The sequence below is a fragment of the Gordonia sp. HS-NH1 genome, assembly GCF_001418765.1.
Classification (GTDB): Bacteria; Actinomycetota; Actinomycetes; order Mycobacteriales; family Mycobacteriaceae; genus Gordonia.
The window spans coordinates 78,440-104,072 of sequence record NZ_LIYC01000015.1; the positions used below are offsets into that span (position 1 = coordinate 78,440).

The following is a 25,633-nucleotide window of genomic DNA, read 5'->3' on the forward strand; positions in this document are numbered from 1 at the left end:
CACATGCGCCGGCGCCGCTACCGACGAAACAGCTTGTTGCCCAACCACACGAGCGGGTCGTAGTGCCGGTCGGCGACGCGTTCCTTCATCGGGATCAGCGCGTTGTCGGTGATCTTGATCTGTTCGGGACAGACATCGGTGCAGCACTTGGTGATGTTGCACAGTCCCAGCCCGTGCTCGGTGCGGGCCGAGTCTCGCCGCTCGGCCACATCGAGGGGATGCATGTCGAGCTCGGCGACACGCATGAGGAAGCGCGGCCCGGCGAAGTTCTGCTTGTTCTCCTCGTGATCTCGCACGACGTGGCAGGTGTCCTGGCACAGGAAACACTCGATGCACTTGCGGAACTCCTGCGAGCGCTGCACGTCGACCTGCTTCATCCGGTATTCGCCCGGCGCGAGACCCTCGGGCGGCGTGAACGACTGGATCTCACGGGCTTTCGCGTAGTTGAACGAGACGTCGGTGACCAGGTCGCGGATCACCGGGAACGTCCGCATCGGGGTCACCGTGACGACCTCGTCTTCGGTGAAGGTGGACATCCTGGTCATGCACAGCAACTTCGGGCGGCCGTTGACCTCCGCCGAACACGAGCCGCACTTGCCCGCCTTGCAGTTCCATCGCACTGCCAGATCGGGGGCCTGCGTCGCCTGCAGCCGGTGGATGATGTCGAGCACCACCTCGCCCTCGTTGACTGCGACCGTGTAGTCCTCGAGCCCACCGGCGTCGGTGTCGCCGCGCCAGATCCGGAACTTCGCGTCGTATCCCATGTCAGTCCTCCGAATGTCCCTCGGCTCGTTCGCCTCCGGCGCCGGGATGACCGGCGATCTCGTCTGCGGTGTAGTACTTCTCGACCTCCTGGAACTCGAACAACTCCATCAGGTCCGGCCGCATGGGGGTCTGTTCCGTACGCACGACGCTGACTTCGGGAACCGGACCGTCCCCGTCGAGATCCGCGGTGCAGACCAGCAAGGCATTGCGCCAGCTCGAGTCCATCGCGGGGTGATCGTCGCGGGTGTGTCCACCGCGGCTCTCGGTACGCAGGAGCGCGGCTTTCGCGACGCACTCGCAGACCAGCAGCATGTTGCGCAGGTCGACCGCGAGATGCCAGCCCGGATTGAACTGGCGGTGCCCTTCGACCTGCATACCGCCCAGCCGGGTTCGCAGGTCGGCGAGGACACCGACCGCCTCCTGCATCTCGGCCTCTTTCCGGATGATCCCGACCAGGTCGTTCATGGCCTGTTGCAGGTCGGTGTGCAGGGTGTAGGGGTTCTCCGGTCTGCCCTCTGCCGGCGGATCGAAGGGCGCCAGAGCCGACGCCGCAGCCCGGTCGATGTCACCGGCGGAGACCGCGGGCCGCGTCGTCAGCGATTCGACGTACGCCGCCGCGCCGAGTCCGGCGCGCCGGCCGAAGACCAGCAGGTCCGACAGCGAGTTGCCGCCCAACCGGTTCGAGCCGTGCATCCCACCGGAACACTCACCCGCCGCGAACAGTCCCGGCACCCGCGAGGCGGCCGTGTCCGGATCGACCTCGATCCCGCCCATCACGTAGTGACAGGTGGGCCCCACCTCCATCGGTTCGGCAGTGATGTCGACGTCGGCGAGTTCTTTGAACTGGTGATGCATCGACGGCAGCCGGCGCATGATCTCCTCGGCAGGCATCCGGGACGCGATGTCGAGGTACACGCCGCCGTGCTCGGTGCCGCGCCCGGCCTTGACCTCCTCGTTGATCGCCCGCGCGACCTCATCGCGGGGCAACAGGTCCGGGGTTCGGCGGGCGCTGTCGTTGTCGGCCAGCCATTCGTCGGCCTCTTTCTCGGTCTCGGCGTACTGCCCCTTGAAGACCGGTGGGATGTAATCGAACATGAAGCGCTTGCCGTCGGTGTTCTTGAGAACTCCGCCGTCACCTCGCACGCCCTCGGTCACCAGGATGCCCTTGACGCTGGGCGGCCAGACCATCCCGGTCGGGTGGAACTGGATGAACTCCATGTTGATCAGGCTCGCCCCGGCCCGGAGCGCGAGCGCGTGGCCGTCGCCGGTGTACTCCCACGAATTGGAGGTCACCTTGAACGACTTGCCGATACCCCCGGTCGCGAGAACCACCGCCGGTGCCTCGAACAGGATGAAGCGGCCCGATTCGCGCCAGTACCCGAATGCTCCGGCGATGGCGTCGCCGTCCTTGAGCAGGTCGGTGATCGTGCACTCGGCGAACACCTTGATGCGCGACTCGTAGTCGCCGGTGGCGGCGAAGTCCTCCTGCTGGAGCGAGACGATCTTCTGTTGCATCGTCCGGATCAGCTCCAGCCCGGTGCGATCGCCTACGTGCGCGAGTCGCGGATAGGTGTGACCGCCGAAGTTGCGCTGCGAGATCCGTCCGTCGGCGGTCCGGTCGAACAGCGCGCCGTAGGTTTCGAGTTCCCAGACCCGGTCGGGGGCCTCTTTCGCGTGCAGCTCGGCCATGCGCCAGTTGTTGAGGAACTTGCCGCCACGCATCGTGTCCTGGAAATGGGTCTGCCAGTTGTCTTTCGAGTTGGCGTTGCCCATCGATGCGGCACATCCGCCCTCCGCCATGACGGTGTGGGCCTTGCCGAACAGCGACTTGCACACGACGGCGACCGAGTAACCCCGTTCGCGGGCCTCGATGACCGCGCGCAGCCCGGCGCCACCCGCACCGATGACAACGACGTCGTACTCGTAGCGTTCCGGCTCGGCCATCTGGCGCGACTCCCAACGTTGAAAACGGCTGCACAACAGGCGTTGTGTCTCAACAGGTCAACCCACGAACCTCAGGTCCGAGATGGTGTTGCTGGCGACCAGCATGATGTAGAGGTCGGTGAGCACCAACGTGCCGAGCGTGATCCAGGCGAACTGCATGTGTCGTGTGTTCAGTTTGGATACCTGGGTCCAGATCCGGTACCGCACCGGATGTTTCGAGAAATGCTTGAGCCGGCCGCCGGTGACGTGGCGACACGAGTGGCACGACACCGTGTAGGTCCACAGCAGCAGCACGTTCACGACGAGGATGACGTTGCCCAGCCCGAATCCGAAACCACCGTCCGCGCCGTGGAACGCGACGACGGCGTCGTAGGTGTTGATCACCGAGATGATCACGGCGGCGTAGAAGAAGTAGCGATGCGAATTCTGGATGATCAGCGGCAACCGGGTCTCGCCCGTGTACCGGCTGTGCGGTTCGGCGACCGCGCATGCCGGCGGCGACAACCAGACCGAACGGTAGTAGGCCTTGCGATAGTAGTAACAGGTCAACCGGAATCCGAGCAGAAACGGCAGCGACAAGAACGCCAGCGGAATCCACATCGGAAGCTCGGGAAAGGGTGTGCCGAAATGACTGGCGCCAGGGACGCACGACTCGCTCAGACAGGGCGAGTAGAACGGCGACAGGTAGTGGTAATCCGCTACGTAATAGGCACTCCGCACGAACGACCGCACGGTGGCGTAGATGACGAAAGCCCCGAGACCGGTGACAGTCAGCAGCGGCGCGAGCCACCACCTGTCCTGGCGAAGTGTTCGCGCCAGGATCCGCGCGCGACCCGGAGAGAAGACCCCGACTGTGTCCCGCTCAGTCGCGGGGGCGCTCACTTCGTGCGCTCACGCGAATGAAAGCCCAGCCCTTCGTCTTGCGCGCCCAGCCAGGCCGACTCGTCGGACTTGCTGTCGGGAACATAGATGACCTGGTCCCGCCCGAGCTTCGCCTGCAGCGGCGGCGGTGGCGCGTGCTCGAAATCGTGGAGGTCGATCTCCAGACGGTCCAGATCGTTGGACATTCGCCGGACGGCGTCGACATCGCCGTACTGCGTCTGCAGCGTGGTCATGTGATGCCGCAAGACCCCGATACTGCGATGCAGATCCTTCATCTCGGTCGATATCATGGCACATCCCTTCCTGCCTATGTGATGCACAACACAGTACGAGCCGGGCACGTCGAGTCAACGGTCTTGGCCGAACGTGTCGTAGCCCCTACACCGAAGGCCTCCGGATGAACGATGACGACCGAGTTCCCGGGGAGAACCTGCCCCGCGCCGAGCAACGCTGGACGGCATCGGGGTTCGTGCTGGTCGCGATGGCGATCCCGTTCCTGCTCCCCGCGCGCTACGCCGCCGGCGTCTCCTGGCTGCTCCCGGCGATCGAGGGGACCGTGCTGCTGATGCTGATCGTGGTGGATCCCGGCCGGATCGACCGTCCCGGACGGTGGGTCCGTGCACTCTCGATCGGTCTCGTCGTGGCCATCGCCGCGGGCGCGGCCTGGGCTGCGGGACGACTCGTGTGGGATCTCCTGTACGGCAATCCGCAGACCGAGGCGGCGAACGAGTTGCTGGTCGCCGGAGCACTCGTCTGGCTGCAGACCGTCATCGCGTTCGCGTTCCTCTACTGGGAACTCGACGGCGGCGGTCCGGTGAACCGGCACCTGCACCCGGCCGAACGCCCGGATCTCGCGTTTCCCCAGCAACTCGAGCCCCGCTTGGCAGCACCGGACTGGCGGCCCGTCTTCTTCGACTACCTCTACCTGGCACTGACGAACGCAACTGCGTTCAGTCCCACCGACGTGATGCCGCTGTCGCGTCGCTCGAAGCTCGCGATGGCATCGCAGTCACTGTTGTCGATCGTCATCCTCAGCCTGGTCGTGGCCAACGCGGTCAATCTCCTCGACTAGCCGTGCTACCGGAATAGCGTCGGCGACGTGGCGGTTGAGCCGACGTAGTCCCCGGACGAGATCGGAATCGACGATGAGCGAAACACGGGCCACGACCACGACGTCGCGGCAGGTCATCCGGGGCGCCGACCGGTACGTCTTCCGGAGCGAGTGGCTCGATTCCCGCCAGTCCTTCCCGGTCACCGGCAACTTCGACCTGACCGCGAATGCACACGGCATCCTGCTCGTCCACAACGACGATCGCGTCGACGCCGGCGAAGGTTTCGAGGCCCACTTCCACCGCGACGCCGAGATCGTCACGTGGGTTCTCGAAGGCGCAGTGGCTCATCGTGATTCGTTTGGCAACGCCGGCGTGATCACCCCCGGCGTCGCACAGCGGATGAGCGCGGGCCGCGGTATCACCCACACAGAGGCGAACGCTTCCCGGCGCAGCGAAGACCGGGACCTGCGTGTCGTCCAGATGTGGGTCGCTCCCGAGCACGCCGGGGGTGAACCCGGTTACGCCGAGCGCGATTTCAGCGCCGACCTCGCCACCGGCGGGCTGGTGACGGTTGCTTCCGGAATGGCCGGACACGCCACCACCACGGCGATCTCGCTCAAGAACCCGGACGCGGCACTGCACGTCGCGCGTCTCGGACCCGGACAATCGGTCACCCTGCCCCCGGCACCGTTCGGACATCTCTACGTGGCCCGGGGCGTCGTCGACCTCGACGACGGCGCACGACTCGTCGAGGGTGACGCTCTGCGCACGACCGACCACGGCGCCCTCACCGTCTCCACGACAACCGAAGCCGAGATCCTGTTCTGGGAGATGCACACGACGTTTTCCCGCTGACCGTCGCCGGGACATCCCGCAGCTCCTAACTGTTCACTGATCTGCACATGATTTGTTATATTGCTGCCTGTTTGCGCAGCACCGCTAGGGTGTGAGCCATTCGAACGGTGAGGCACCTCGCGCGCCTCGACGGTCAGGTCACCGAGCGAAAGGACGTCCATGCCTTCTCCGTCGCCCGCAGCACGACTTGCGGCTGAGTTCTTCGGCACCTTCTGGTTGGTGTTCGGCGGATGCGGTAGTGCCATCTACGCCGCCAAGCAGATCGCCCAATCCGAAGACGGCCAGGACACCTTCCAGGTCGGAATCGGATTCCTCGGTGTCGCGCTGGCTTTCGGACTGACCGTGGTCACCATGGCCTACGCGGTCGGGCACGTGTCGGGAGCACACTTCAATCCTGCGATCACGCTCGGTGCCGCCGTCAGCGGTCGCCTGTCCTGGAAAGATTTGCCCACCTACTGGATCGCGCAGGTCGTGGGTGGTCTGCTCGCCGGTCTGATGCTCTTCCTCATCGCGAAGGGTCAACCCGGTTTCGACGCCGAGGGCAACATGGCCGCCAACGGATTCGGCGAACACTCCCCCGGCAACTACTCTCTGGCCGCGGTGCTGATCGCGGAGATCCTGTTGACGGCCTTCTTCCTGATCGTGATCCTGGGTGCGACCGACGGTCGCGCTCCCGCCGGCTTCGGTCCACTGGCCATCGGCCTGTGCCTCACCCTGATCCATCTGATCTCGATCCCGATCAGCAACACCTCGGTCAACCCGGCACGTTCGACGGCGGTCGCCTTCTTCAACGGCAACGGCGCCCCGGGTCAGCTGTGGGCCTTCTGGCTCGCCCCGCTGATCGGCGGACTCATCGGCGGCCTCCTCTACCCCCTCCTGTTCCAGAACGGGAAGCGCGCAGCAACCGATCCGGACCGGGTCGAGACAGCCGACGCCTGAGCGGATCCGCTCGGGACGGATCGCTACGTCAGTTCCGAGGTTCCACGCGCGGATCGATGTTCGCATCCGACATCGTTCTGTCCGGTGCCCCGGAGCATGTGGTCCGATCACTGCTCCCTGAGCCTGAATCTTTCACGGGTGGGTAGGGTTTCGCCGATCGGTTGTCGGTGTCGCCTTTTGATGGTTGGTGCTGGTGTGTGGGCAGGGTGGATCGCCAGCGTTGGGTTCGCTGGTTGTTCGGGTTCTGAGGTGGGGTGGGCGGCGGTGACGGGGCGCGGTGACCGAGGGGCTGGTTAGGCGGTGAGGCGTTGCCAGCCGTGGCGTATGTGGTGGTTGTAGGGCCAGTCGGTGGGTAGTCGCAGGGTGGTGGTGCGGGCGTGGGTGATGATCTTGCCGCCGACGGTGAACAGGCGGTGGCGCAAGCGTTTGGGTTCCCAGCGGCGGATGGGGTCGTGGCGGTGGTAGCCGAGGGTTTGAGTCCAGGCAATGAGGTCGGAGGCCAGGGCGACGATATCGAGCCACAGTTGGTTTTTGGCGAATGAGTCGAACGGTAGGTTGGCCATGCCGGTGTCTTTGAGGCAGCGGATACGGTCTTCGGCGCGGGCACGTTGACGGTGACGCAGTTCCAGGATCGGCAGTGTCCAGCCGCGGCCGCGGGTGTTGGTGGCGAACACGGTGTAGCGGCGGCCCTCGATGTCGGTGATGAGGTGTTGGGCTCCGTTGTGGGGATATTCGCGGCGCGCGATCAGCCGCATCCCGGGTGGCCAGGGCTCGTAGGCGGTTTCGGTGTCACGGACCGAGCGCGGCATGTGGTCGGTGATCTCGGCGACCTGGGCATCAGCTCGTGGATCGGCGTCGTCGGTGTTGATCGCGGTCACCCAGGCGGCCTCAGGCAGCACGTCCAATGCGTCTTTGACCAGTTCGGAGATGGTGAACCCGACCGAGTACTGCAGGCGTTGCTCGGCCAGGTGGGCCAGGAACTCTTTGGCACACCCGGCCGAATCGGTACGGATGAGCACCTGGGCGCGTTCAGCGGCGGGCAGCTGGGCCAACGCCGCCTCGAGGGCCGCGATGTGCATGTCCGCACCTTTGGGTGAGGCACCTCCACGCCGCAGGTCCAGGTTCAGTGTTTCCCCGGTGCCGAAGGCGCCGTGGTCGACGAACGAACACATCGGGGAATGCCCGAACACCCGCTTATACGTTTTCTGGGCCTGTTCTTTGGCCGAGCCGGCGGTCACGGTCGTGGCATCGAGATCAACGATCACCAGCCCGCCATCGATGCTGCCCGCAGTGCCCTCCAACGGGCGGGCAATGCCCCACACCCGCTCCCGCGCCGCGGCGCGAGCCGCGCTGATCGCGGTACTGACCGCCTCGACATCGGTAGCCAGCCTGCTGATCACCCGCGAAATCGTCGGATCAGAGGCCACCTGCCCGTACAACTGTGGCTGAGCCCGGACTGTGGCCACATCGGCCACACAGTCACCACCGGTCGCCAAGGTGAGCGCCAGATCCAGCACGATCTTGGCCGGATCATGGACCGTCGCCGCGGTCCGCCACGGCGCCATCGCCGCGGTCAGCTCGGCTCCCAGGCCCGAGACCTGCACGGTTTTCGTCAGCAACACCCCGCCCGAGGTCGTCAGCACCGACTCAGTGCGCGTAGGGTCCACCATCAACTCGGGATACACGTTATTCTTCACCTGCGAGGTGCCTTTCTTCTTGTGACTATTTGTTTGTGGTGAATCAATAATCACAAGGCAGACAGGCACTTTCGCGTATCACACGCCGAACACCAGCAACATCAGTGAAATATCCAGGCTGAGGTGCGAGCGAAGCGAGCCACGAAGGGCTCCGAAACTTGCGTCACCAGGCCCTTCGAGGCTCGTCGCTATCGCTCCTCGCACCTCAGGGAGCAGTGTGGTCGCTTCTTTCAGGGAGCAGCGGGGTCGGGTCTTTCGGGTCAGGCTCAATCACACGGTTGCGCTGGGCGATTGAGGCCTGCTGACGACGCGCAAGATCTCTCGTCCCGACCGCAGCCGGGAGATGTTGTCGGTGATGTCGTGCACCCGCCCGATGAAGGTGTCGCGGGTGACTCCCGAGATGTGGGGGGTCATCAGGACATTGGGCAGTTCGCCGAACGGCAGTTCCGACGGATCCGCGTGATCACCGGCGGTCGGATAGCGATACCAGACGTCGATCGCGGCGCCACCGATCACCCCGTCCCGTAGCGCCTCGAACAGATCCTGCTCGACCACGAGCGGGCCGCGGCCCACGTTCACCAGCACACCCGCGGCCCCGAGCCGTCGCAGCTGCGCGTTGTCGATCATCCCTGTCGTGCTCGACGTCAGCGGCGCGGAGACGACCACGACGTCGGATTCCGTCATCAGACGGCCGAGATCGGCGGTGTCGCTGTGCCATTCGAGCCCGGAGGCGTCGGAGACCCGGCCGGAGCCCGTCACCGCACAGGCCCGCGCGCCGAATGCCCCCATCAGATCCGCGGTTCGCCGACCGATGTGGCCGAAGCCGACATAACCGATCATGGCCCCGCGGAGGGTCTGTGGTTGCGGAACGCCGTCTCGATAGACCGCCGACGCCCACGACCCCTGCCGGAGGGCCGCGTCCTGGACGAGAAGGTCGCGGCGCACCGCCACCACCGCGGCGGCGATGTACTCGGCGATCGAGTCCTCATGGTGAAACGTGTTGGCCACCTCGGTGTGCACCGGAAGATCATCGAAACTCACCTTGTCGGTCCCGGCACCGCCGGTGAGCACCAGCCGCAGCCCCGAACCCGCTCGGGCCATCGCCGGCGTCACCCGGCCGCCGACATAGACATCGGCGTCGGTCAGATCGGCCACGAGTGCGACCTCGTCGAAGGCCGCGTGCCAGGAGGTGTCGACACCGGCGGGCAGCAGGCTCTCGAACAATTCGCGGTGTGGCGCGAAATTGCGTTCGCCCACCACGACTTTCAGGACGTCGCTCCCCGATTCCGTCACCGCCTCAGCTCCGCACGAGTGCGGGGCGTTTGCTGTCGAAGGTCCAGTCCGGGATGAGGAACTGCATCCCGATCGCGTCGTCCCGCGCTCCGAGCCCTTCGGAGCGGTACAGCTGATGGGCCGCTTCCACCTGCTCCATGTCGAGTTCGACGCCGAGTCCTGGCCGGTCGGGAACCGAGAGATGGCCGTCGACGATCTCGTACGGCTCGGTGGTCAGGCGCTGTCCGTCCTGCCAGATCCAGTGCGTGTCGATCGCGGTGATCTCGCCCGGTGCGGCGGCCGCGACGTGCGTGAACATGGCAAGCGAGACGTCGAAGTGGTTGTTGGAGTGCGAGCCCCAGGTGAGGCCCCAGGCATCACAGAGTTGCGCGACGCGCACGGAGCCGGCCATGGTCCAGAAATGCGGATCCGCCAACGGGATGTCGACGGCGTTCGTCCGGATCGTGTGTCCCAGCTCGCGCCAGTCGGTCGCGATCATGTTCGTCGCGGTCGGGAGTCCGGTCGCGCGTTTGAACTCGGCCATGACCTCACGGCCGGAGAACCTGCCCTCCGGCCCCACCGGATCCTCGGCGTACGCGACCACATCGCGCAGGCGTCCACCGATCCGGATGGCTTCCTCGAGCAACCACCCGCCGTTGGGGTCCAGGGTCACCCGCGCCGTCGGAAAGCGCTCGGCGAGCGCGGTGACGACTTCGGCCTCCTCATCGGGCGACAGTACTCCGCCCTTCAGCTTGAAATCTGCGAAACCGTAGCGCTTCTGGGCCGCCTCGGCGAGCGCGACGACACCCTCCGCGTCGAGAGCCTCCTGATGGCGCAGGCGCAACCAGTCGTCGGCCTCGCCGGCACCGTCGGCATAGTCCAGGTTCGTCTTGGTGCGGTCCCCGACGAAGAACAGGTAGCCCAGCGCGGCGACCCGGTCGCGTTGCTGTCCCTCTCCCAGCAGAGCGGCCACCGGTACCCGGAGGTGCTGGCCCACGAGATCCAGCAGCGCCGATTCGACGGCTGTCACCGCGTGGATCGTGATGCGCTGGTCGAAGGTCTGGTCTCCGCGTCCGCCCCGGTCGCGGTCGGCGAAGGTCCGCCGGATGTCCTGCAGGACCGCGTTGTACTCGCCGATACCGCGCCCCTCGACGATCGGACGCGCATCGTCGAGCGTGGTCCGGATCGGTTCACCGCCGGGGACCTCGCCGACCCCCTGGTTGCCCTCGGAGTCGGTGAGGACCACGAGGTTGCGCGTGAAGAACGGGGCGTGCGCACCGGAGAGGTTGAGCAGCATGCTGTCCCGTCCGGCAACCGGGATCACCCGCATCTCGGTGACGACCGGGGTCGTCGTGGCGCGCGGCGCCGAAGTCGCTGTCGTCATGATTGGTCCTTTCACGTGTGTCAGAAGAAGATCTGTTGCCCGATGAGCAGGGCGGCGCCGATGGCCGACACCGTGATCGACACGGTGCGCAGCCGGTTCCGGTCGAGCACCCGGTTGACGACGCGGGAGGCGACGAAGCCCAGGACGACGATCGGTGTCAGTGCGAGAAATGCCCAGAGGATCTCCGCGCGGAGGCTCCCGGTCGCGGCGAGGGCGCCCAGCGACATCAGACTTCCGACGAGGAAGAACGCACTCATGTTGCTGCGAACGTGTGCGTTCTCCTTGCCGGAGTACACCAGTGCCATGGGTGGTCCACCGATGGACGTCGCCGTGCCGAGCAATCCCGACGCCGCGCCAGCGGTCGCCAGGTTGCGGCGCACAGGTGCCGGCCGCCACCCGACCGACGCGACCGCGACCCCGCCGAGGACGACCGCGGCCAGCAACAGCGACAGCCCACGGGTCGGCAACCACACCAGCAACAGGGCGCCCGCGATGGTCCCGGGGACCCGGCCGATCAGCGCCCACCCGGTACCGCGCAGGTCCAGGCTCCCCCGCTCGCGGATGACGACCAGCAACGTCACGGTCGTCGCGGAGGCGATCAACATGCCGGGAAGCAGCGTCGGCGCCACCAGGGCAACCACCGGTGCCGCGAGCATGCCCATCCCGAATCCGATCGAGGCCTGCATGCACGACGCCAGGAAGACGGCGACGGCGATGACCACGCATGCGACGACGCTCACGCGGCCGAGGCATTCATGCTGGGCGCACTCATGCCGCCGGCGCGGGCATGCCCAGCGCGACCCGTCCGCGGGGGTGGTAGCACTCGGCGACGTGACCCGCCTGGTGCCCGTCGGCAACGGCCGGCGGGAGGGCGGTCGCGCAGACGTCGGTGGCGTGGGCGCAGCGCGTCCGGAAGCGGCATCCCGACGGCGGGTTGAGCGGCGAGGGCACCTCGCCGCTGAGAAGGATTCGCTCACGGCGGTTCTCGGCGTCGAGGGTCGGCGCCGCGGACATCAGCGCCTCGGTGTAGGGGTGCGCGGGATGGTCGAACACGGCTTCGGTGCTGCCCGTCTCGACGATCCTGCCGAGGTACATCACCGCGACCCGGTCGGCCACATGCCGGACCACGGACAGGTCATGGGAGATGAAGATGTAGGAGATGTCGAGTTCCTGCTGGAGTTCGTTGAGCAGGTTCAGCACCTGTGCCTGTACCGACAGATCCAGGGCGGACACCGGCTCGTCGCAGATGATCACCTCGGGATCGAGCGCCAGCGCGCGAGCGATCCCCAGCCGCTGACGCTGACCGCCGGAGAACTCCTGGGGACTGCGGTGTTCGTCGCTCGGACGCAGCCCGACGAGGTGCAGCAGTTCGCGTACCCGAGCTGCCCGGTCCCGTTTGCGGGGGTACAGATCCTTGTGGGTGCGCCACGGCTCGCCGATGATCTCGGCCGCCGTCATGCGGTTGTTCAGTGAGGCGTACGGATCCTGGAACACCATCTGCACCTTGCGGCGCAGGGCGAGCAGGTCCTTGCCCTTGAGCCGATAGGGATCGGTGCCGTCCCAACGGACGGTGCCGGAGTCGGGACGCTCGAGCATCATCAGCGTCCGTGCGAGAGTCGATTTGCCGCAACCTGATTCGCCCACGAGTCCGAGTGTCTCGCCCCGGCGGAGCTCGAGGTCGATCCCGTCGAGTGCCCGCAGTTGCTTGCGTCCGCCCTTGCCGGACACCGCGAACGTCTTTCCGACGTCGCGCACCTCGAGGACCCGACTGGTGTCGGGGGTGACCCCGCCCGCCGGAGCCGGGGTCTTGTCGAACCTCGTCGTCGTCTCAGGCATTGCCGATCTCCTCCGAGAAGTGGCAGGCGGCGGCGCGGTCGGCGCCGGTGGCCGTGAGGGTCGGGCGTTGCTGGACGCACCGCGCCCGAGCCAGCGGACACCGCGCCTGATACACGCAGCCCGCCGGGATGGAGTGCAGGTCGGGCGGGGTCCCGCCGATCGACTTCAGGTCGGCGCCCCGTTCGGCACTGACGGGTACCGAATCGAGAAGTCCCTTGGTGTACGGGTGTTTCGGACTGCCGAAGACCTCGGCGACCGGTCCGGTCTCGACGACGTTGCCGGCGTACATGATCGCGACGCGGTCGGCCTGTTCGGCGACGAGCGCGAGGTCGTGGGTGATCAGGACGACCGCCATGTCGTGCTCGGTGCGGAGGCGGCTCAGCAGGGCCATGATCTGGGCCTGCACCGTGACGTCGAGCGCGGTGGTGGGTTCGTCGGCGAGCAGCACCTTGGGGCTCAGCGCCACCGCCATCGCGATCAGCAGACGCTGCCGCATCCCGCCCGAGAACTGGTGGGGATAGGAGTCGACCCGGGACTCCGGTTCCGGGATGCCCACGTGACGCATCAGTTCGATCGCCTCGAGGCGGGCCTTCTTCCTCGACATCCGGCGATGGATGCGGAACGGCTCGGCGAGCTGGGTGCCGACCGGGTAGACCGGGTTGAGCGCGGTCAGTGCGTCCTGGAACACGATCGCGAGTTCGGTGCCGGCGATGTTGCGCCGCTTAGACGGCGACGCGGAGACCAGATCGACGGAGTCGAGCGTGATCGACCCGTCGGAGACCGAGGCGATCGGGTCGAGCAGACCGACCAGCGCCTGTGCGGTCATCGACTTGCCGCACCCGGATTCGCCGAGCAGCGCCAGCGTTTCGCCGCGCCGGGCACGGAAGGAGACATGATCGACGGCGCGGACGGTCCCGGTGGGGGTCCGCAGATCGACGGTCAGGTCGACGACGTCGAGCGCGACGCGGTCGTCGGTGCCGGCATCGGGCCGGTCGAGGGCAGGAGCACTCATCGCAGCGCCTTTCGTGAGGAGAAGAACCGCTTGCGGGCGTTCGGGGTGGTCAGTCGCCACCGCTGGCCGGGATCGGTCGCGATCCGCGCCCATGCGGCCAGCATCGTGGCCGACACGGTCGTGATGACGATGGCCAGGCCGGGGAAGAACGACAGCCACCAGGCGGTCTGCAGGTAGGTCCGGCCCTGCGACACCATCAGTCCCCAGCTGATGTCGGGCGGCTGGATTCCGATGCCGAGGAACGACAGCGACGACTCGGCGAGCATCACGTAACAGAAGTCGAGGGTGGCGACCGTGAGCAGCGTCGGAAGCAGGATCGGCATCACGTGACCACGAAGAATGGCACCGCTGCTCGCGCCGAATGTCCTTGCCGCGTCGACGAACACACGGCTCTGGAGCTCGGCGGATTCGGCTCGTGCGGTCCGCAGGTAGATCGGGATGCGGGTGATCGCCAGCACCGCGATGATGTTGGCGGCACTCGGTGAGAACACGTACAGGATCACGACGGCGAGCAGCAGGGACGGGAAGCTCATGATGACGTCGGCGATGCGCATCGCCGTGGTCTCCCGCCACCCGCGGTGGTATCCCGCCCACATGCCGATCGCCGAACCGACGACGCACGAGATGATCACCGCGGGCAGGGAGACCATCAGCGTGGTCTGACACGCGACGATGAGCCGGGCGAGCATGCTGCGTCCGAGCGGGTCGGTGCCCAGGACGTTCATCCAACCCGTGTCCAGGTTGAACGGCGGGAGATTCGACTCGTCGAGGTTCTGGTCGGTGGCGGCGTCGCCGACGAGCCACGGACCGAAGATCGCGGTGAGCAGGACGATGGTCAGGATGCCCGCCGCGACCGTCGCGAACTTGTCGCGGAACAGCAACCGCCACAACGGCAGCTGCCCGGCTGGCACCTTCTTGGTGGCGACGGAGTCGCCGGTGATGTCGGTCGAGGCGACGGGACTCGTCGTGTCGACGGGATCGGTGACGATGGACATTTTGTCAGAACTCCTCGATGGTCGCCGGCGACTAGACCGTGGCCTTGTCACGAACGCGGGGGTCCAGAAGGGCGAGACCCGCGTCGATGACGATGTTCAGGATGAAGATGCTGATGGCGGTGAGGAGCACCGCTGCCTGCAGGACCGCGAAGTCACGTTGCAGGATCGAATCGATCATCAGCTTGCCGATGCCGGGCCATCCGAAGATGGCCTCGACGATGACCGCACCGTTGATCAGGCCGACCGCGAGATCGCCTGCGACGGTGAGGGCCGGGGCGGCCGCGTTGCGCAGGGCGTGGTGGGTGACGATCCGCAGATCCCCCGCCCCCTTGCTGCGTGCCACCTTGACGTAGGGCGCCGAGAGCGCGGAGACCATGGCACCGCGCACGACCTGGGTGAGTACGCCGAGCGGCCGGATCATCAGGGTCGCGATGGGCAGGACCCAGGCCAGCATCCCGCCGGTCCCCGACGTCGGCAACCAGCCGAACACCACCGCGAAGATCCAGATCCCGGTGATCGCGAACCAGAAGTCGGGGACGCTGGCCGCGGTCATCGACAGCAGGCTCGAGAAGCGGTCGGCGAGGGAGTTCGGTCGGTAGGCCGCCCAGCAGCCGATCACGATCGACCCGAGGATCGACAGGATCAACGTGACGAACGCGAGCTGCAGGGTGGCCGGGAAGGCGCGGAGCGCCATGCCTGCCGCCTCCTGCCCCGTCTTGAGCGACTCACCGAAGTCGAGGTGCAGCACCCCGGTCAGATAGTCGGTCATCTGCTGCCAGATCGGCTTGTCGAGCCCGTTGGCCGCGGCGAACTCGGCACGCTGGTCCGGGGTGGCGGAGACGGGTAGGTAGAGATTGGTGGGGTCGCCGGTCAGCCGAGCCATGAAGAACACGCCGAACGAGACGATGATCAGCGGGATCAGGCTGGTGAACATCCGGCGCCGGAGGAAGGTGAGCATCGGTCATCGCCTCTGTTTCAGTCGTTCTGGGCTGGCGCGTGGGTCATCTCGGCGAGACGCATCTCATCGCCGGTGGCCGAATTGGGCTGGTAGGCAATACGACTCGATTTGCCGAGGACCGCCTGCATGTGCGCGATGTAGGCATATTGGCGGATCTCGCGGGGTTCGGCCGCCAGTACCGCGGCGAGCGCATCCTGACGTGCCGCTCCGGTCAGCGCCTCGGCGGCGCGGATCTGCTCGTCGTACGCCGCGGTGCCGTAGGTGCTCTGGTAGCCGTCGGACAGCATGTACTGGTCCAGGGTGAACTGGGTGTCACCGGCCTGGTTGCCGTGCATGATCATCAACAGCACGGGTCCCGATCCGGGAACGAATGGCCTTGTCTGGTACTGCATCTGACCGGACGTGTCCATCATCTCGATGTCGACGTCCAGGCCGATCCGATCGAGGGTGAACTGGATGTTCTCGATGGTCTCGTTGATCTTCGGGAACTGGCCCGTACGCCCGATGAGCCGGATCGTGCGGTCGACCGGTACACCGTCGGCCCGGGCTTCGTCGACCAGTTCCTTCGCACGGTCCAGGTCGTAGGAGGTCGGCTCGAGCCGATCGTTGTACCCGACGATGCCCTTGCCGACCAGCTGGGCCGCGGGGGTGCCGAGCCCCTGGAACAGCGCGCTGACGATACCGTCGCGATTGATGGCGTGATCGATGGCCTCCCGCACCCGTTGATCGTTCAGCGGGGCATCGGTGGCCTGCATGCGCAGCGCCGTCGTCTCGTTGTTGGTGTAGGCGGTGCCGAGATCGCCTGCTCCGTCCTCGGGTCCCAGCGACGTGGCGATGTCCGCCTCGTCGTTGGTCACCATCGCGGCGCGCACGCTGCCCTCGCCGCGCCACTGGTACACCGCGCGGCTGAACTGCGGCGCGTCGCCGTGATAGTTCGGATTCGCCTTGAGCGCGACCCGCTGGCCGGAATCCCAGAAGTCGACCATGTAGGGCCCGGTCCCGATCGGGACGCGCACTTTGTCATCGGCGACGGTGGTACGCGGGACGATCTCGATGAAGGACAGGCGCAGCGGGAGGATCGGATCGGGCGTTTCCGTCCGGACCTCGATCGTGTTCGGGTCGACGACACTCACCTCGCGCGTGCTGTCGTCGAAGACATAGCCGTTGACGTCGCAACCGATAGCGCCGTTGAACGTGCGGCGGATCGAGAACGCGGCATCCTCGGCGTCGAACGGCTGCCCGTTGCTGAACTCAACCCCCGAGGCCGTGGTGAATCGCCAGACGTTCGGCTCCACCTGCCTCCACTCGGTCGCGAGACTCGGCTCCAGGGCGCCGCTGTCCGGGTTTCGTTCGATGAGGGGCTCGGTGATGTTGGATCGGACGACGACGCCGGTCGCGGTGAGGGAGGCATCGCAGGGTTCCAGGGTGGGCGGTTCCTGGGGCAGGACGATGCGCAGGGTGTCCGGGGAGGCGCTCTCGCCGGCGGTCGTGTTCGCGACGCTGCAACCGCTGGCAGCGAGCACGGCCACCGCGGACAGGGTCATCAGACACGCCGAGGGGCGCTTCCGGGATCGCAGGGCTGCGATCTGCATGGGGACCTCCGTTGACAGAGAAGCTGGGGGTGATCTCGCGGTGGGCTCGACCGCGTTTGTGACGGTAGACACACGCTATGAGCGTGGGAATGACGGCGTCAACAGAGCAAAAGCCCAGTAGAAGGCCGTTTCGGCGGCTTTTGGCCCCTCCCGCAGAGCATCCGGGCCGACGCCCGGATCGCTCGAAAACGCCGCTGACCTGACAGTTTTCCGCTCCGGCGTTCCGCCTTCCGAATCGACGACGCCGCATCCATACTGTTTGAGTATCGATCCATGTTATTTGCGTGTTGGACAGGTATCCGTGGCCGCTTCTAGCGTGGAACCCATCCACCGAAGGACCGGTCTGTGTCCTGCACTCCTGGAGGTCAATCATGACGAGCAGTTCGGCCGGTACCGCGACAGCACCGGAACCCGTTGCACCAGAGTCTTTTTCATTTCAGCACGGCTCTGTTCTGCGAGTCGGACCCCTCAAGCCCTCGCTCGAGGAGCGACTCGCCGACACCTATGGCGCCGAGCGACTGCCGGACGACGACGAGACGCGGGCTTCCTTCCTCGCACGCAATGCAGAGGCGGTGACCGCGGTCGTGACCTCCGGCCGGACCGGGGTCGACGCCGGCCTGATGGCCGCACTGCCGAACCTCGGCGCCATCGTCCACTTCGGCGTCGGATACGACACCACCGACGTCGCTCGAGCAACCGAACTCGGCATCGGGGTCAGCAACACCCCGGACGTCCTCACCGACTGTGTCGCCGACACCGCCGTCGGACTGCTGCTCGACACGATGCGGGGACTCTCCGCGGCCGATCGGTTCGTCCGCGCCGGACGCTGGCCCGCGGAGGGCAACGTGCCCCTCACCCGCAAGGTCTCCGGTACCGACATCGGCATCCTCGGGCTGGGGCGCATCGGGTCCGCGATCGCCCACCGTCTCGAGGCCTTCGGCTGCCGGATCTCGTACCACAACCGGCGCCCGGTGGCCGGCTCCCCGTACCGCTACGCGGCGTCACCGGTCGAGCTCGCCGCGCAGGCAGACGTGCTGATCGTCGCGGCCGCCGGTGGAGCGAACACGCGCCATCTCGTCGATCGAGACGTCCTCGAGGCGTTGGGTCCCGACGGCTACCTCATCAACGTGGCCCGCGGCAGCGTCGTCGACGAGAACGCGCTCGTCGACCTGCTTCGGCACGGACGACTGGCCGGCGCCGGCCTGGACGTGTTCGCACACGAGCCGGAGGTACCCGCGGAGCTGCTGTCCATGGACAACGTCGTACTGCTCCCCCACCTCGCGAGCGGCACGGTCGAGACCCGTGCCGCCATGGAAGAACTCACCCTCGCCAACCTCGAGTCGTTCCTCCGGACAGGCGATCTGTCGACCCCGGTCGTCGCCCCGAATCCCGTGCTGCGAAAGGACATCTGATGTCTGTCGTCCTCAGCTATCTCCCGACACCCGAAGGTCGCGGCGCACTTCCGTTCGGCTTCGCCGAGGCCCGGATGCGCGGCACCGACGTCGTGGTCGTGGCCGACGGTGACGATGCCGCGTCCCCGCAGTTCCTGATCGATCTCAAGGAGGCCCGCGACGTCGCGGCGGCCGGCGAGGTGGACTACCGTGTCGCCGAGAACGATCCGGGTCTGTCGCACGCCGATCAACTCATCGACGCGTCCTACGACGACGCGGCCGAGCTCCTGGTCATCGGCCAGCGCAGGCGTTCACCGGTCGGCAAACTGCTGACCGGCAGCGTGGTCCAGCGTGTGCTGCTCGACGCACAGTGTCCGGTGGTCGCGGTCAAACCTCCCGTACGCGCCGCAGTCTGACCGGCGACTTCGATCGAGGTCGCGTCGACGACATGAGTTCTGCCGGTCCAGTCGACGGGAATTGGCGCACAGTCGACGGGATCGGTTCTCCGAGAATCCAGGTCGCCGTCAGATCCATTCCCGTTCGGGCAGAACGTCTCTCATCAGCCGCGCCAGGGCCGGGTTGGCGTTGTCGGCACGCCAGGCGATGTTCATCTGTACGGGGCGATCGCGGATCGCGGTCACCTCCTTGAAGACCACGCCGTCGGGGTGCATGGTCATCGCTGACTCCGGCACCAGCGCCATACCCAACCCGGAATGCACCAGCACGAGCATGGTGTGCACCTGGGTGACGTACTGGACGTAGCGGGGCGATGCCCCGACCGCGGTGAACGTACTGATGAGCAGCTCGTTGAAGTACCGAGCGTCCGTGGGCGAGTACATGATGACCGCCTGACCGTCGAAGTCCTCGATCGCCAGGTGCTCGACGTCGGCGAACTCGTGATCGGCGGGCAAGGCGGCGACCAGCCGTTCATGGTGCAGCGGACGAGAATTCACACCGGGCCGGGAGATCGGTGGCCGGACGATGCCGAGGTCGAGATCCCCACGAACCAGCGCCTCGACCTGCGCGACGGTGACCATCTCCCGCAGCACGAGCCGTACGTCGGGCAGCTTCTCACGGGCGGTCTGCATGAGGCGGGGCAACACCGCCCGCGCCGAGGCACCCGTGAAACCGATGTTGACGGTCCCCAGGTCGCCGGCCGGCACGCGGCGGACGGTCAGCGCCGCCCCCTCGGCGAGCGCCACGATCCGCCGCGCGTCGGGAAGGAATGCCGCACCGGCCGCGGTGAGCGACACCGCCCGGCTGCTGCGTTCGATCAGCTGGACGCCGAGTTCGTGCTCCAGCTGCTGGATCTGCCGGCTCAGCGGGGGTTGCGTCATGTGCAGCCGCTCGGCGGCTCGGCCGAAATGCAGCTCCTCGGCGACCGCGATGAAGCAGGACAGGCGCGACAGAGAGAACATCGATCCACTTTCGGCATCGTGGCCCCGTGATCTACGGGGTGGTGTGGATGACGCTAGCCGACGTCTCCGGTGCCGGTCGAGGGTTCATCCAGACCGCGTCCGGTGGTCACCACCGCGGGCTGGAGTTCACGAAGCCGGGATCGATGGACTGCATGTAGCCGGTGTCGTCCCGATCGCGGATGCCGCAGTCGAGGTACTGCTGGTGCAGCGCCTCGAGCGACTCCTCGTCGAGTTCGACACCCAGTCCCGGGCCGGTCGGGACCGGTACCGCACCGTCGACGATGCGGAGGGCTCCTGGCTTGACCACATCCTCGGTCTTCCAGGGCCAGTGGGTGTCACAGGCGTAGGTGAGGTTGGGTGTCGCGGACGCCAGATGCACCATCGCGGCGAGACTGATACCCAGGTGGGAGTTGGAGTGCATCGACAGGCCCAGTCCGAAGGTGTCGCAGATTCCGCCGAGGAGGCGCGACCGCTGCAGTCCGCCCCAATAGTGGTGGTCGGACAGCACGACCGAGACCGACCGCTTCCGCACCGCGGGTTCGAGATGGTCGAAGGCCACGACACACATGTTGGTCGCGAGCGGCATGCTCGCCTGCTCGGCGACCCGGGCCATCCCGTCGAGGCCCGGGGTCGGGTCCTCCAGGTACTCGACGATGCCCTCGAGCTCCGCCGCTACGCGCAGCGAAGTCTCCACGGTCCACGCCGCGTTGGGGTCGAGACGTAGCGGCACGCCGGGAAACTCCGTGTGCAGCGCCTTGATCGCGGCGATCTCCTCGTCGGGGTCGAACACCCCGCCCTTGAGTTTGATCGCGGTGAACCCGTACCGGTCGATCATCCGATGGGCCTGTCGGATCAAGCCGCCCGGGTCGATCGCCTCACCCCATTCGTCCGGCAGACCGTTGGTGCCGGCGGCGCCGGGGTGGGCCGCCCATTTGTAGAACAGATACGCGCTGAACGGAACCCGGTCCCGCACACGTCCGCCCAGCAGGTCGCTCACCGGGCGGCCGAGGGTCTTGCCCTGGATGTCCAGACAGGCGACCTCGAACGGCGAGAAGACACGATCGGTCGTGCTGGCCGTGGTGATCATCCCGGCGACCCCGTCGCCTCCGGTGACCGTCAGCGTCGAGATCCGGGCGTCGATCGCGTCCCGGAGTCGGTGGAGTGCGAACGCGTCGAGACCGATGATCGCCTCGGCGGCGGCCTCCATCCGGGTGAGATGCGCAGTGTCGGCGTAGGTCTCGCCGAGTCCGCGCACACCATCGGCCGTCTCGATCACGATGATCGCCCGGAGTGCGTAGGGCTGGTGAACACCCACCGTGTTGAGCAACGGCGGGTCGACGAAGGCGACCGGGGTGACGGTGACCTTCGCGATCGTGGTGTCGGCCCGTGGAGTCTCGATGGCGGACAAGCCGACCGGCGCCGTGTCCATTGTGTTCGTCGACATGACTTCTCAGACCGCGGCCTGGACGGCGAGAGTGGTTGCCAGCACCGCCCGGCCGGCTGCGGTGATCCGCTCGAGCTCGGCCTGGTGCTCAGGCGTCGGCTGAACCAACGGCGCGCGTACCGGGCCGGCGTCGATCCCTTCCATCGTCACACCGTGCTTCACGAGCGCGACGGCGTACCCCGGCACGGTGTTACGCAGACGGACCAAGGGATGGAAGAACTCTCGCAACAACGCCTCGGTCAACTCGACGTCGCCGTTCTCCAGCGAGTTGTAGAAGGCGAGAGCCAGTTCCGGGGCGAAGGCGAAGGTTGCCGACGAGTACAGGGTCACCCCGATGGCACGGTAGGCCTGTTGCGTGATCTCCGCGGTGGGCAGGCCGTTGAAGAACAGGAACTCCTTGGAGTCCCCCAGCGCCTCTTTCACCGCGATCACGATGCGCGACACGTTGTCGAGGTCCCCGGTGCCGTCCTTGAAACCGATGACGGTCGGCAGCTGGGCGACCTCGATCGCCGACTCCTCGTCGAACACCGCGTTGCCACGGTTGTAGACGATCAGCGGCAGGTCGGTGGCCGCCGCGACAGATCGCGTGTACTCGGCGAGGCCGGCCGGTGGCATCGTCACCAGGTACGGGGGCAGCAGCAGGATACCCTCGGCGCCATTGGCTTTCGCACTCACCGCGAACTCCCGGGCCTGGATGATCGAGCCGCCGGCACCGGCGAACACCGGGACGCGACCCGCGACGGTCTCGACCGCGCACCGGACGATCCGGCCGAATTCCTCGAGTCCGAGCGCGTGGAACTCGCCGGTGCCGCAGGCGACGAAGACGCCACCGGGGCCGGCCGCCACCCCGCGGTCGATGTGTTCGGCGAGGCGCCGGTAGTCCACCTCACCGCTGCTGTCGAAGGGTGTGACGGGAAAGAACAGGACGCCGTTGAGCATTGGGACTCCTTGGATGGGGTGTGGTTCAGTCGCGGATGAGTTCGCCGTCGACGCGGCGCCAGATGTTGTCGGGGTTGCCGTCGGCGATCGGCCGCGGCAGCAGTGCCGGCGGAACGTCTTGATAGGCCACGGGTCGCAGGAATCGCTCGATGGCGAGCGACCCGACGCTGGTGGTACGGCTGTCGGAGGTGGACGGATACGGTCCGCCGTGGACCATCGCGTGTCCGACCTCGACACCGGTCGGCCACCCGTTGAAGAGGATTCGGCCGGCCTTGAGTTCCAGGGCCTCGAGCAGGATGCGGGCATCCTCCCGGTCGGAGTCCACGGCATGGACGGTCGCGGTGAGCTGACCTTCGAGCTCTGCGGCCACCTCTCGTACCTGCTGCGCATCTCGGCATCGCACCACGAGGCTCGACGACCCGAAGATCTCCTGTTGCAACGTCGCCGACGCGAGGAAGGTCTCGGCATCGGTGCCGAAGAGCGCGGCCCGACACGTATTGGGCGCATTCGACTCCTCCGACCGAGCGATGACGTCCGCGGCGGAGACGAACTCGTCCACACCCGACGCGTAGCTCGCAGCGATTCCCGGAGTCAGCATCGGCGTCGGGGTGGACGCGGAGATCGCTTCGGCGGCCGCAGCGACGAAGGTGTCGAGGTCGGGGCCGTCGACGGCGATGACGAGGCCGGGATTGGTGCAGAACTGTCCCGATCCCATCGTCAGTGAGCCGACGAACGCGCGGCCGAGGCCCGCCGCGTCGGCGCGCAGCGCACCATCGAGCGGGAAGACGGGGTTGATCGAACTCATCTCCGCATACACCGGGATGGGTTCGGGCCGAGATGCCGCGGCTGCGACGAGAGCCGTTCCACCCGAACGTGATCCGGTGAATCCCACCGCCTTGATGTGCGGGTCGGTGACAAGTGCGATGCCGAGCTCGGGTCCGGCGCCGTACAGCAGCGAGAACGTACCCGCAGGCATCCCGGTGACGGCGACCGCGTCGGTGATCAGACGGCCGACGAGTTCCGATGTGCCGGGGTGGGCGTCGTGCGCCTTGACCACGACCGGACACCCGGCCGCGAGCGCCGATGCGGTGTCGCCGCCGGCGACCGAGAACGCGAGCGGGAAGTTGCTGGCGCCGAAGACGGCCACCGGCCCGAGCGGTATCTTGCGCTGCCGGATGTCGGCGCGCGGCTGTGGCGTGCGGTCCGGGCGTGCGGGGTCGATCCGGGCGCCGTGCCAGCTGCCCTCCCGCAGCACCGAGGCGAACAGGCGGAGCTGGCCCGAGGTACGACCGACCTCGCCGGTGATGCGCGCCGCCGGGAGCCCGGTCTCGGCGACCGCGCGCTCGACGAGGACCTCGGTCGCGGCGTCGAGGTTGTCGGCGATCGTGGAGAGGAAGTGCGCCCGGTCCTCCGACGAGTTCGCCCGGTAGGGCGCGAAGGCGTCTGCCGCGGCCGCGGTCGCACGGACGACATCGGCCTCGGTGCCGTGTGCGTATGCGGGCAGCAGTCGCCCACCGGTGGTGGGGTCGATGCCGTGGACGGCATTCCCGGAGCCGGTCACCCCCTCACCCGCGATGATCAGCTGGCCGGTGAGGTCCTGCGTCGTCAGCGGTGCGGGTCGGTGCGCAATGGTCATCGTGGTCCCATTCCTTGTGAGTCTGCGTCTGCCGGAGTGGCGGTCGCCGTCGGCGACGGCCTCGCGCCGAGTTCGGCCATGTCCCGACCGTAGAGTCGGTCATCCATTCATGTCCAAGTCAATTAGTGACGCCATCAATGCGGATGATGAATCATTCCAGGTGATTCGCTCGCGCCGGGAGCGGCCGACCGATGTCCGATGCGTCATCCGGACGGCCCACGCCGAGCCTCCGGTCGGACGGAAGACAACCTCTGATGGGACAATCACTGCGCCGAACCCGACATAACGCACATTCACCGAGCCACACCTGATGTGCCGTCCGTCGGATCGCGCACACCATCCACTCGACGAAAGCGGAATCCAGAACCGATGAAGCGCATTCGCCTGATCGCCGTCATGGCCCTGGCCATCTCGGCACTCACCATCTCCTTCGGCACCGCCAACGGCGCACCCGCGCCCGCGCTGCCGTCCCACCACTCGAGCGCGTCCGCCGACGGGACCTCCATCGTCTCCCAGCTGCGCAACGCGACGTTCGTCGCGGGCGAGCAGGAGCTCCAGGTCGTCGACTCCCGCGGACGGACCATCGAACGGATCGGACTCGTGCTGCCTTTCGACGGCGCCGCGGTTCCGATGCGCGCGCAGGTCTCCGCCGATCGCACCCAGGCGACGTTCACGCCGATCCTCTCCCCTGAGGCGCGCGCCGCGATCGCGGCCGGTGTCCGCCCGGCGTCGGCGAAGAAGGACCGCGCCTACCAGAAGATGATCTGGCACATCACCAACGGCTGGAACCGCGGCGGAAACGTCACGACCGCGATCGGCGCGCTCGCCGGACTCGTCATCGGCTGCATCGTCATCGTCGGCTGCGTCTGGGGCGCCGGCGTCGGCGCTGCCATCGGCGCGGTCATCGGCATCAACAACGGCGATCCCCGCGCCGGCCAGTCGATCCTGGACTGGATCAACACGCCCTGAGACCGAGCAAAGACACCGCTGCCCGAGTATCCCACCGGACCGCGGCCTGACACCGAATCCCCAACTCCGCTGAGCGGGGTTGGGGATTCTTCATTTTCGACGATGCGCGGTCCGCGAGTGGCTGGACTCCGTCGTGATGGAGGGCGGTCGCGCACCGGTCGCCTGCCCTGGACAGCGGACACGCGTCCCACCCGCCCGCACTACTTGACCACACCTCTGGCCGAGTCATGCGTTCACAAGTCGACACTGCACGTCGTCCGCGGACAGCGGACCCGGCCGGGGCGTCGCGGATCAGCGGGTTACCTCGCGACGCGACAGGGCGACCGAGATCAGCACATACGCGCGTGAATGTGGCTGCGAATCAATGGAGACCAGCGCCCGTCTCTACGCGCCGGCCTCCGGTCCTACAGCCACCGACCGCTGCTCCACTCCGCGCGGGCATGCTGTGGAACCAGTGAGCTCGCCGAGCGTGCGCCCATGCGGCGCGGGCAGTATCCTCTGCCGTTCAGGTCCTTCAAGTGAGATGCCGCCAGCTCAAACGGAGCAACGGGACGTGCGACTGCAACCCAAGGCGAGAGCGCGAAGGCCCGGCGGGACGCACTCCGCATGTTCCCCAACTCGAACCGACTCATCCTGAAATGCGCCCCCATTCG

General features: G+C 67.0%; 23 protein-coding genes. 6 read left to right on the forward strand and 17 right to left on the reverse strand.

What is annotated here, in order from left to right; genetic code table 11:
• Positions 1 to 17: 17 nt before the first annotated feature.
• The 4 genes from AMD30_RS12640 to AMD30_RS12655 are packed head-to-tail and all read right to left on the reverse strand — an operon-like array spanning position 18 to position 3,881.
• Complete coding sequence (locus AMD30_RS12640; RefSeq protein ID WP_010842386.1) at positions 18 to 764, reverse strand: succinate dehydrogenase/fumarate reductase iron-sulfur subunit; 747 nt, start codon at positions 762 to 764, stop codon at positions 18 to 20.
• Position 765: 1 nt separating this feature from the next.
• The gene (locus AMD30_RS12645) at positions 766 to 2,709 is read right to left on the reverse strand and encodes a fumarate reductase/succinate dehydrogenase flavoprotein subunit (RefSeq protein ID WP_010842385.1); all 1,944 of its coding nucleotides are present in this window, start codon (positions 2,707 to 2,709) and stop codon (positions 766 to 768) included.
• A 57-nt stretch (positions 2,710 to 2,766) separates the two neighbouring features.
• Positions 2,767 to 3,591 (reverse strand): hypothetical protein, encoded by an 825-nt coding sequence (locus AMD30_RS12650; protein ID WP_010842384.1) that lies wholly within the window; start codon positions 3,589 to 3,591, stop codon positions 2,767 to 2,769.
• Positions 3,588 to 3,881 carry a hypothetical protein gene (locus AMD30_RS12655; protein ID WP_014927206.1) on the reverse strand — a complete coding sequence of 98 codons (294 nt, stop codon included), beginning with the start codon at positions 3,879 to 3,881 and terminating at the stop codon, positions 3,588 to 3,590. Before AMD30_RS12655 ends, AMD30_RS12650 begins: the two co-directional genes overlap by 4 nt.
• Positions 3,882 to 3,988: 107 nt before the next feature.
• Here AMD30_RS12655 and AMD30_RS12660 point away from each other — a divergent pair, with 107 nt between their 5' ends.
• The 3 genes from AMD30_RS12660 (at position 3,989) to aqpZ (ending at position 6,437) form a co-directional block, all read left to right on the forward strand.
• On the forward strand, positions 3,989 to 4,663 hold the full coding sequence (locus AMD30_RS12660) for a DUF1345 domain-containing protein (RefSeq protein WP_010842382.1): 675 nt from the start codon (positions 3,989 to 3,991) through the stop codon (positions 4,661 to 4,663).
• Between the two features lie 73 nt (positions 4,664 to 4,736).
• Positions 4,737 to 5,498, forward strand: a complete 762-nt coding sequence (locus tag AMD30_RS12665; protein ID WP_010842381.1) for a pirin family protein — start codon at positions 4,737 to 4,739, stop codon at positions 5,496 to 5,498.
• 159 nt (positions 5,499 to 5,657) lie between these two features.
• Entirely contained in the window at positions 5,658 to 6,437 is a 780-nt protein-coding gene (gene aqpZ, locus AMD30_RS12670; RefSeq protein ID WP_010842380.1) for an aquaporin Z, read from the forward strand.
• Positions 6,438 to 6,730: 293 nt separating this feature from the next.
• On the opposite strand, the gene AMD30_RS12675 is transcribed toward aqpZ, so the two are convergent.
• The 9 genes from AMD30_RS12675 to AMD30_RS12715 all read right to left on the reverse strand — a co-directional run bounded on the left by AMD30_RS12675 (position 6,731) and on the right by AMD30_RS12715 (position 17,183).
• Positions 6,731 to 8,107, reverse strand: coding sequence for an IS1380 family transposase (locus AMD30_RS12675; protein ID WP_055475874.1), 1,377 nt, complete (start codon positions 8,105 to 8,107; stop codon positions 6,731 to 6,733).
• A gap of 297 nt (positions 8,108 to 8,404) precedes the next feature.
• A complete protein-coding gene (locus AMD30_RS12680; RefSeq protein WP_010842379.1) occupies positions 8,405 to 9,427 on the reverse strand; it encodes a 2-hydroxyacid dehydrogenase in 1,023 nt (340 codons plus the stop codon).
• A 4-nt stretch (positions 9,428 to 9,431) separates the two neighbouring features.
• On the reverse strand, positions 9,432 to 10,790 hold the full coding sequence (locus AMD30_RS12685; protein ID WP_010842378.1) for an enolase C-terminal domain-like protein: 1,359 nt from the start codon (positions 10,788 to 10,790) through the stop codon (positions 9,432 to 9,434).
• 20 nt (positions 10,791 to 10,810) lie between these two features.
• A complete protein-coding gene (locus tag AMD30_RS12690) occupies positions 10,811 to 11,530 on the reverse strand; it encodes a sulfite exporter TauE/SafE family protein (RefSeq protein ID WP_010842377.1) in 720 nt (239 codons plus the stop codon).
• Between the two features lie 28 nt (positions 11,531 to 11,558).
• On the reverse strand, positions 11,559 to 12,626 hold the full coding sequence (locus tag AMD30_RS12695; protein ID WP_010842376.1) for an ABC transporter ATP-binding protein: 1,068 nt from the start codon (positions 12,624 to 12,626) through the stop codon (positions 11,559 to 11,561).
• Entirely contained in the window at positions 12,619 to 13,638 is a 1,020-nt protein-coding gene (locus AMD30_RS12700) for an ABC transporter ATP-binding protein (protein ID WP_010842375.1), read from the reverse strand. The genes AMD30_RS12695 and AMD30_RS12700 overlap by 8 nt, the downstream gene beginning before the upstream one ends.
• Entirely contained in the window at positions 13,635 to 14,633 is a 999-nt protein-coding gene (locus tag AMD30_RS12705) for an ABC transporter permease (protein ID WP_010842374.1), read from the reverse strand. Before AMD30_RS12705 ends, AMD30_RS12700 begins: the two co-directional genes overlap by 4 nt.
• Positions 14,634 to 14,664: 31 nt before the next feature.
• Positions 14,665 to 15,591, reverse strand: coding sequence for an ABC transporter permease (locus tag AMD30_RS12710; protein ID WP_010842373.1), 927 nt, complete (start codon positions 15,589 to 15,591; stop codon positions 14,665 to 14,667).
• Positions 15,592 to 15,608: 17 nt separating this feature from the next.
• Positions 15,609 to 17,183: an ABC transporter substrate-binding protein gene (locus AMD30_RS12715; RefSeq protein WP_010842372.1), complete on the reverse strand. Its 1,575-nt coding sequence runs from the start codon at positions 17,181 to 17,183 to the stop codon at positions 15,609 to 15,611.
• A 371-nt stretch (positions 17,184 to 17,554) separates the two neighbouring features.
• Between AMD30_RS12715 and AMD30_RS12720 the strand changes: the two genes are divergently transcribed.
• Both AMD30_RS12720 and AMD30_RS12725 read left to right on the forward strand, forming a co-directional pair.
• The gene (locus AMD30_RS12720; RefSeq protein ID WP_010842371.1) at positions 17,555 to 18,595 is read left to right on the forward strand and encodes a 2-hydroxyacid dehydrogenase; all 1,041 of its coding nucleotides are present in this window, start codon (positions 17,555 to 17,557) and stop codon (positions 18,593 to 18,595) included.
• Complete coding sequence (locus tag AMD30_RS12725) at positions 18,595 to 18,990, forward strand: universal stress protein (RefSeq protein WP_010842370.1); 396 nt, start codon at positions 18,595 to 18,597, stop codon at positions 18,988 to 18,990. Before AMD30_RS12720 ends, AMD30_RS12725 begins: the two co-directional genes overlap by 1 nt.
• A 108-nt stretch (positions 18,991 to 19,098) precedes the next feature.
• Here AMD30_RS12725 and AMD30_RS12730 read toward each other — a convergent pair whose 3' ends face one another.
• From AMD30_RS12730 to AMD30_RS12745, 4 genes are all read right to left on the reverse strand, one after another.
• Positions 19,099 to 19,992, reverse strand: coding sequence for a LysR substrate-binding domain-containing protein (locus AMD30_RS12730; protein ID WP_010842369.1), 894 nt, complete (start codon positions 19,990 to 19,992; stop codon positions 19,099 to 19,101).
• 106 nt (positions 19,993 to 20,098) lie between these two features.
• Positions 20,099 to 21,436 (reverse strand): glucarate dehydratase family protein, encoded by a 1,338-nt coding sequence (locus tag AMD30_RS12735; RefSeq protein ID WP_231632711.1) that lies wholly within the window; start codon positions 21,434 to 21,436, stop codon positions 20,099 to 20,101.
• A 6-nt stretch (positions 21,437 to 21,442) separates the two neighbouring features.
• The gene (locus AMD30_RS12740; RefSeq protein WP_010842367.1) at positions 21,443 to 22,375 is read right to left on the reverse strand and encodes a 5-dehydro-4-deoxyglucarate dehydratase; all 933 of its coding nucleotides are present in this window, start codon (positions 22,373 to 22,375) and stop codon (positions 21,443 to 21,445) included.
• Positions 22,376 to 22,400: 25 nt separating this feature from the next.
• Positions 22,401 to 24,011 (reverse strand): aldehyde dehydrogenase (NADP(+)), encoded by a 1,611-nt coding sequence (locus AMD30_RS12745; RefSeq protein ID WP_010842366.1) that lies wholly within the window; start codon positions 24,009 to 24,011, stop codon positions 22,401 to 22,403.
• Positions 24,012 to 24,380: 369 nt separating this feature from the next.
• On the opposite strand from AMD30_RS12745, the gene AMD30_RS12750 reads away from it, so the two are divergent.
• The gene (locus AMD30_RS12750) at positions 24,381 to 24,980 is read left to right on the forward strand and encodes a hypothetical protein (protein WP_010842365.1); all 600 of its coding nucleotides are present in this window, start codon (positions 24,381 to 24,383) and stop codon (positions 24,978 to 24,980) included.
• The last annotated feature ends 653 nt before the right edge of the window (positions 24,981 to 25,633 follow it).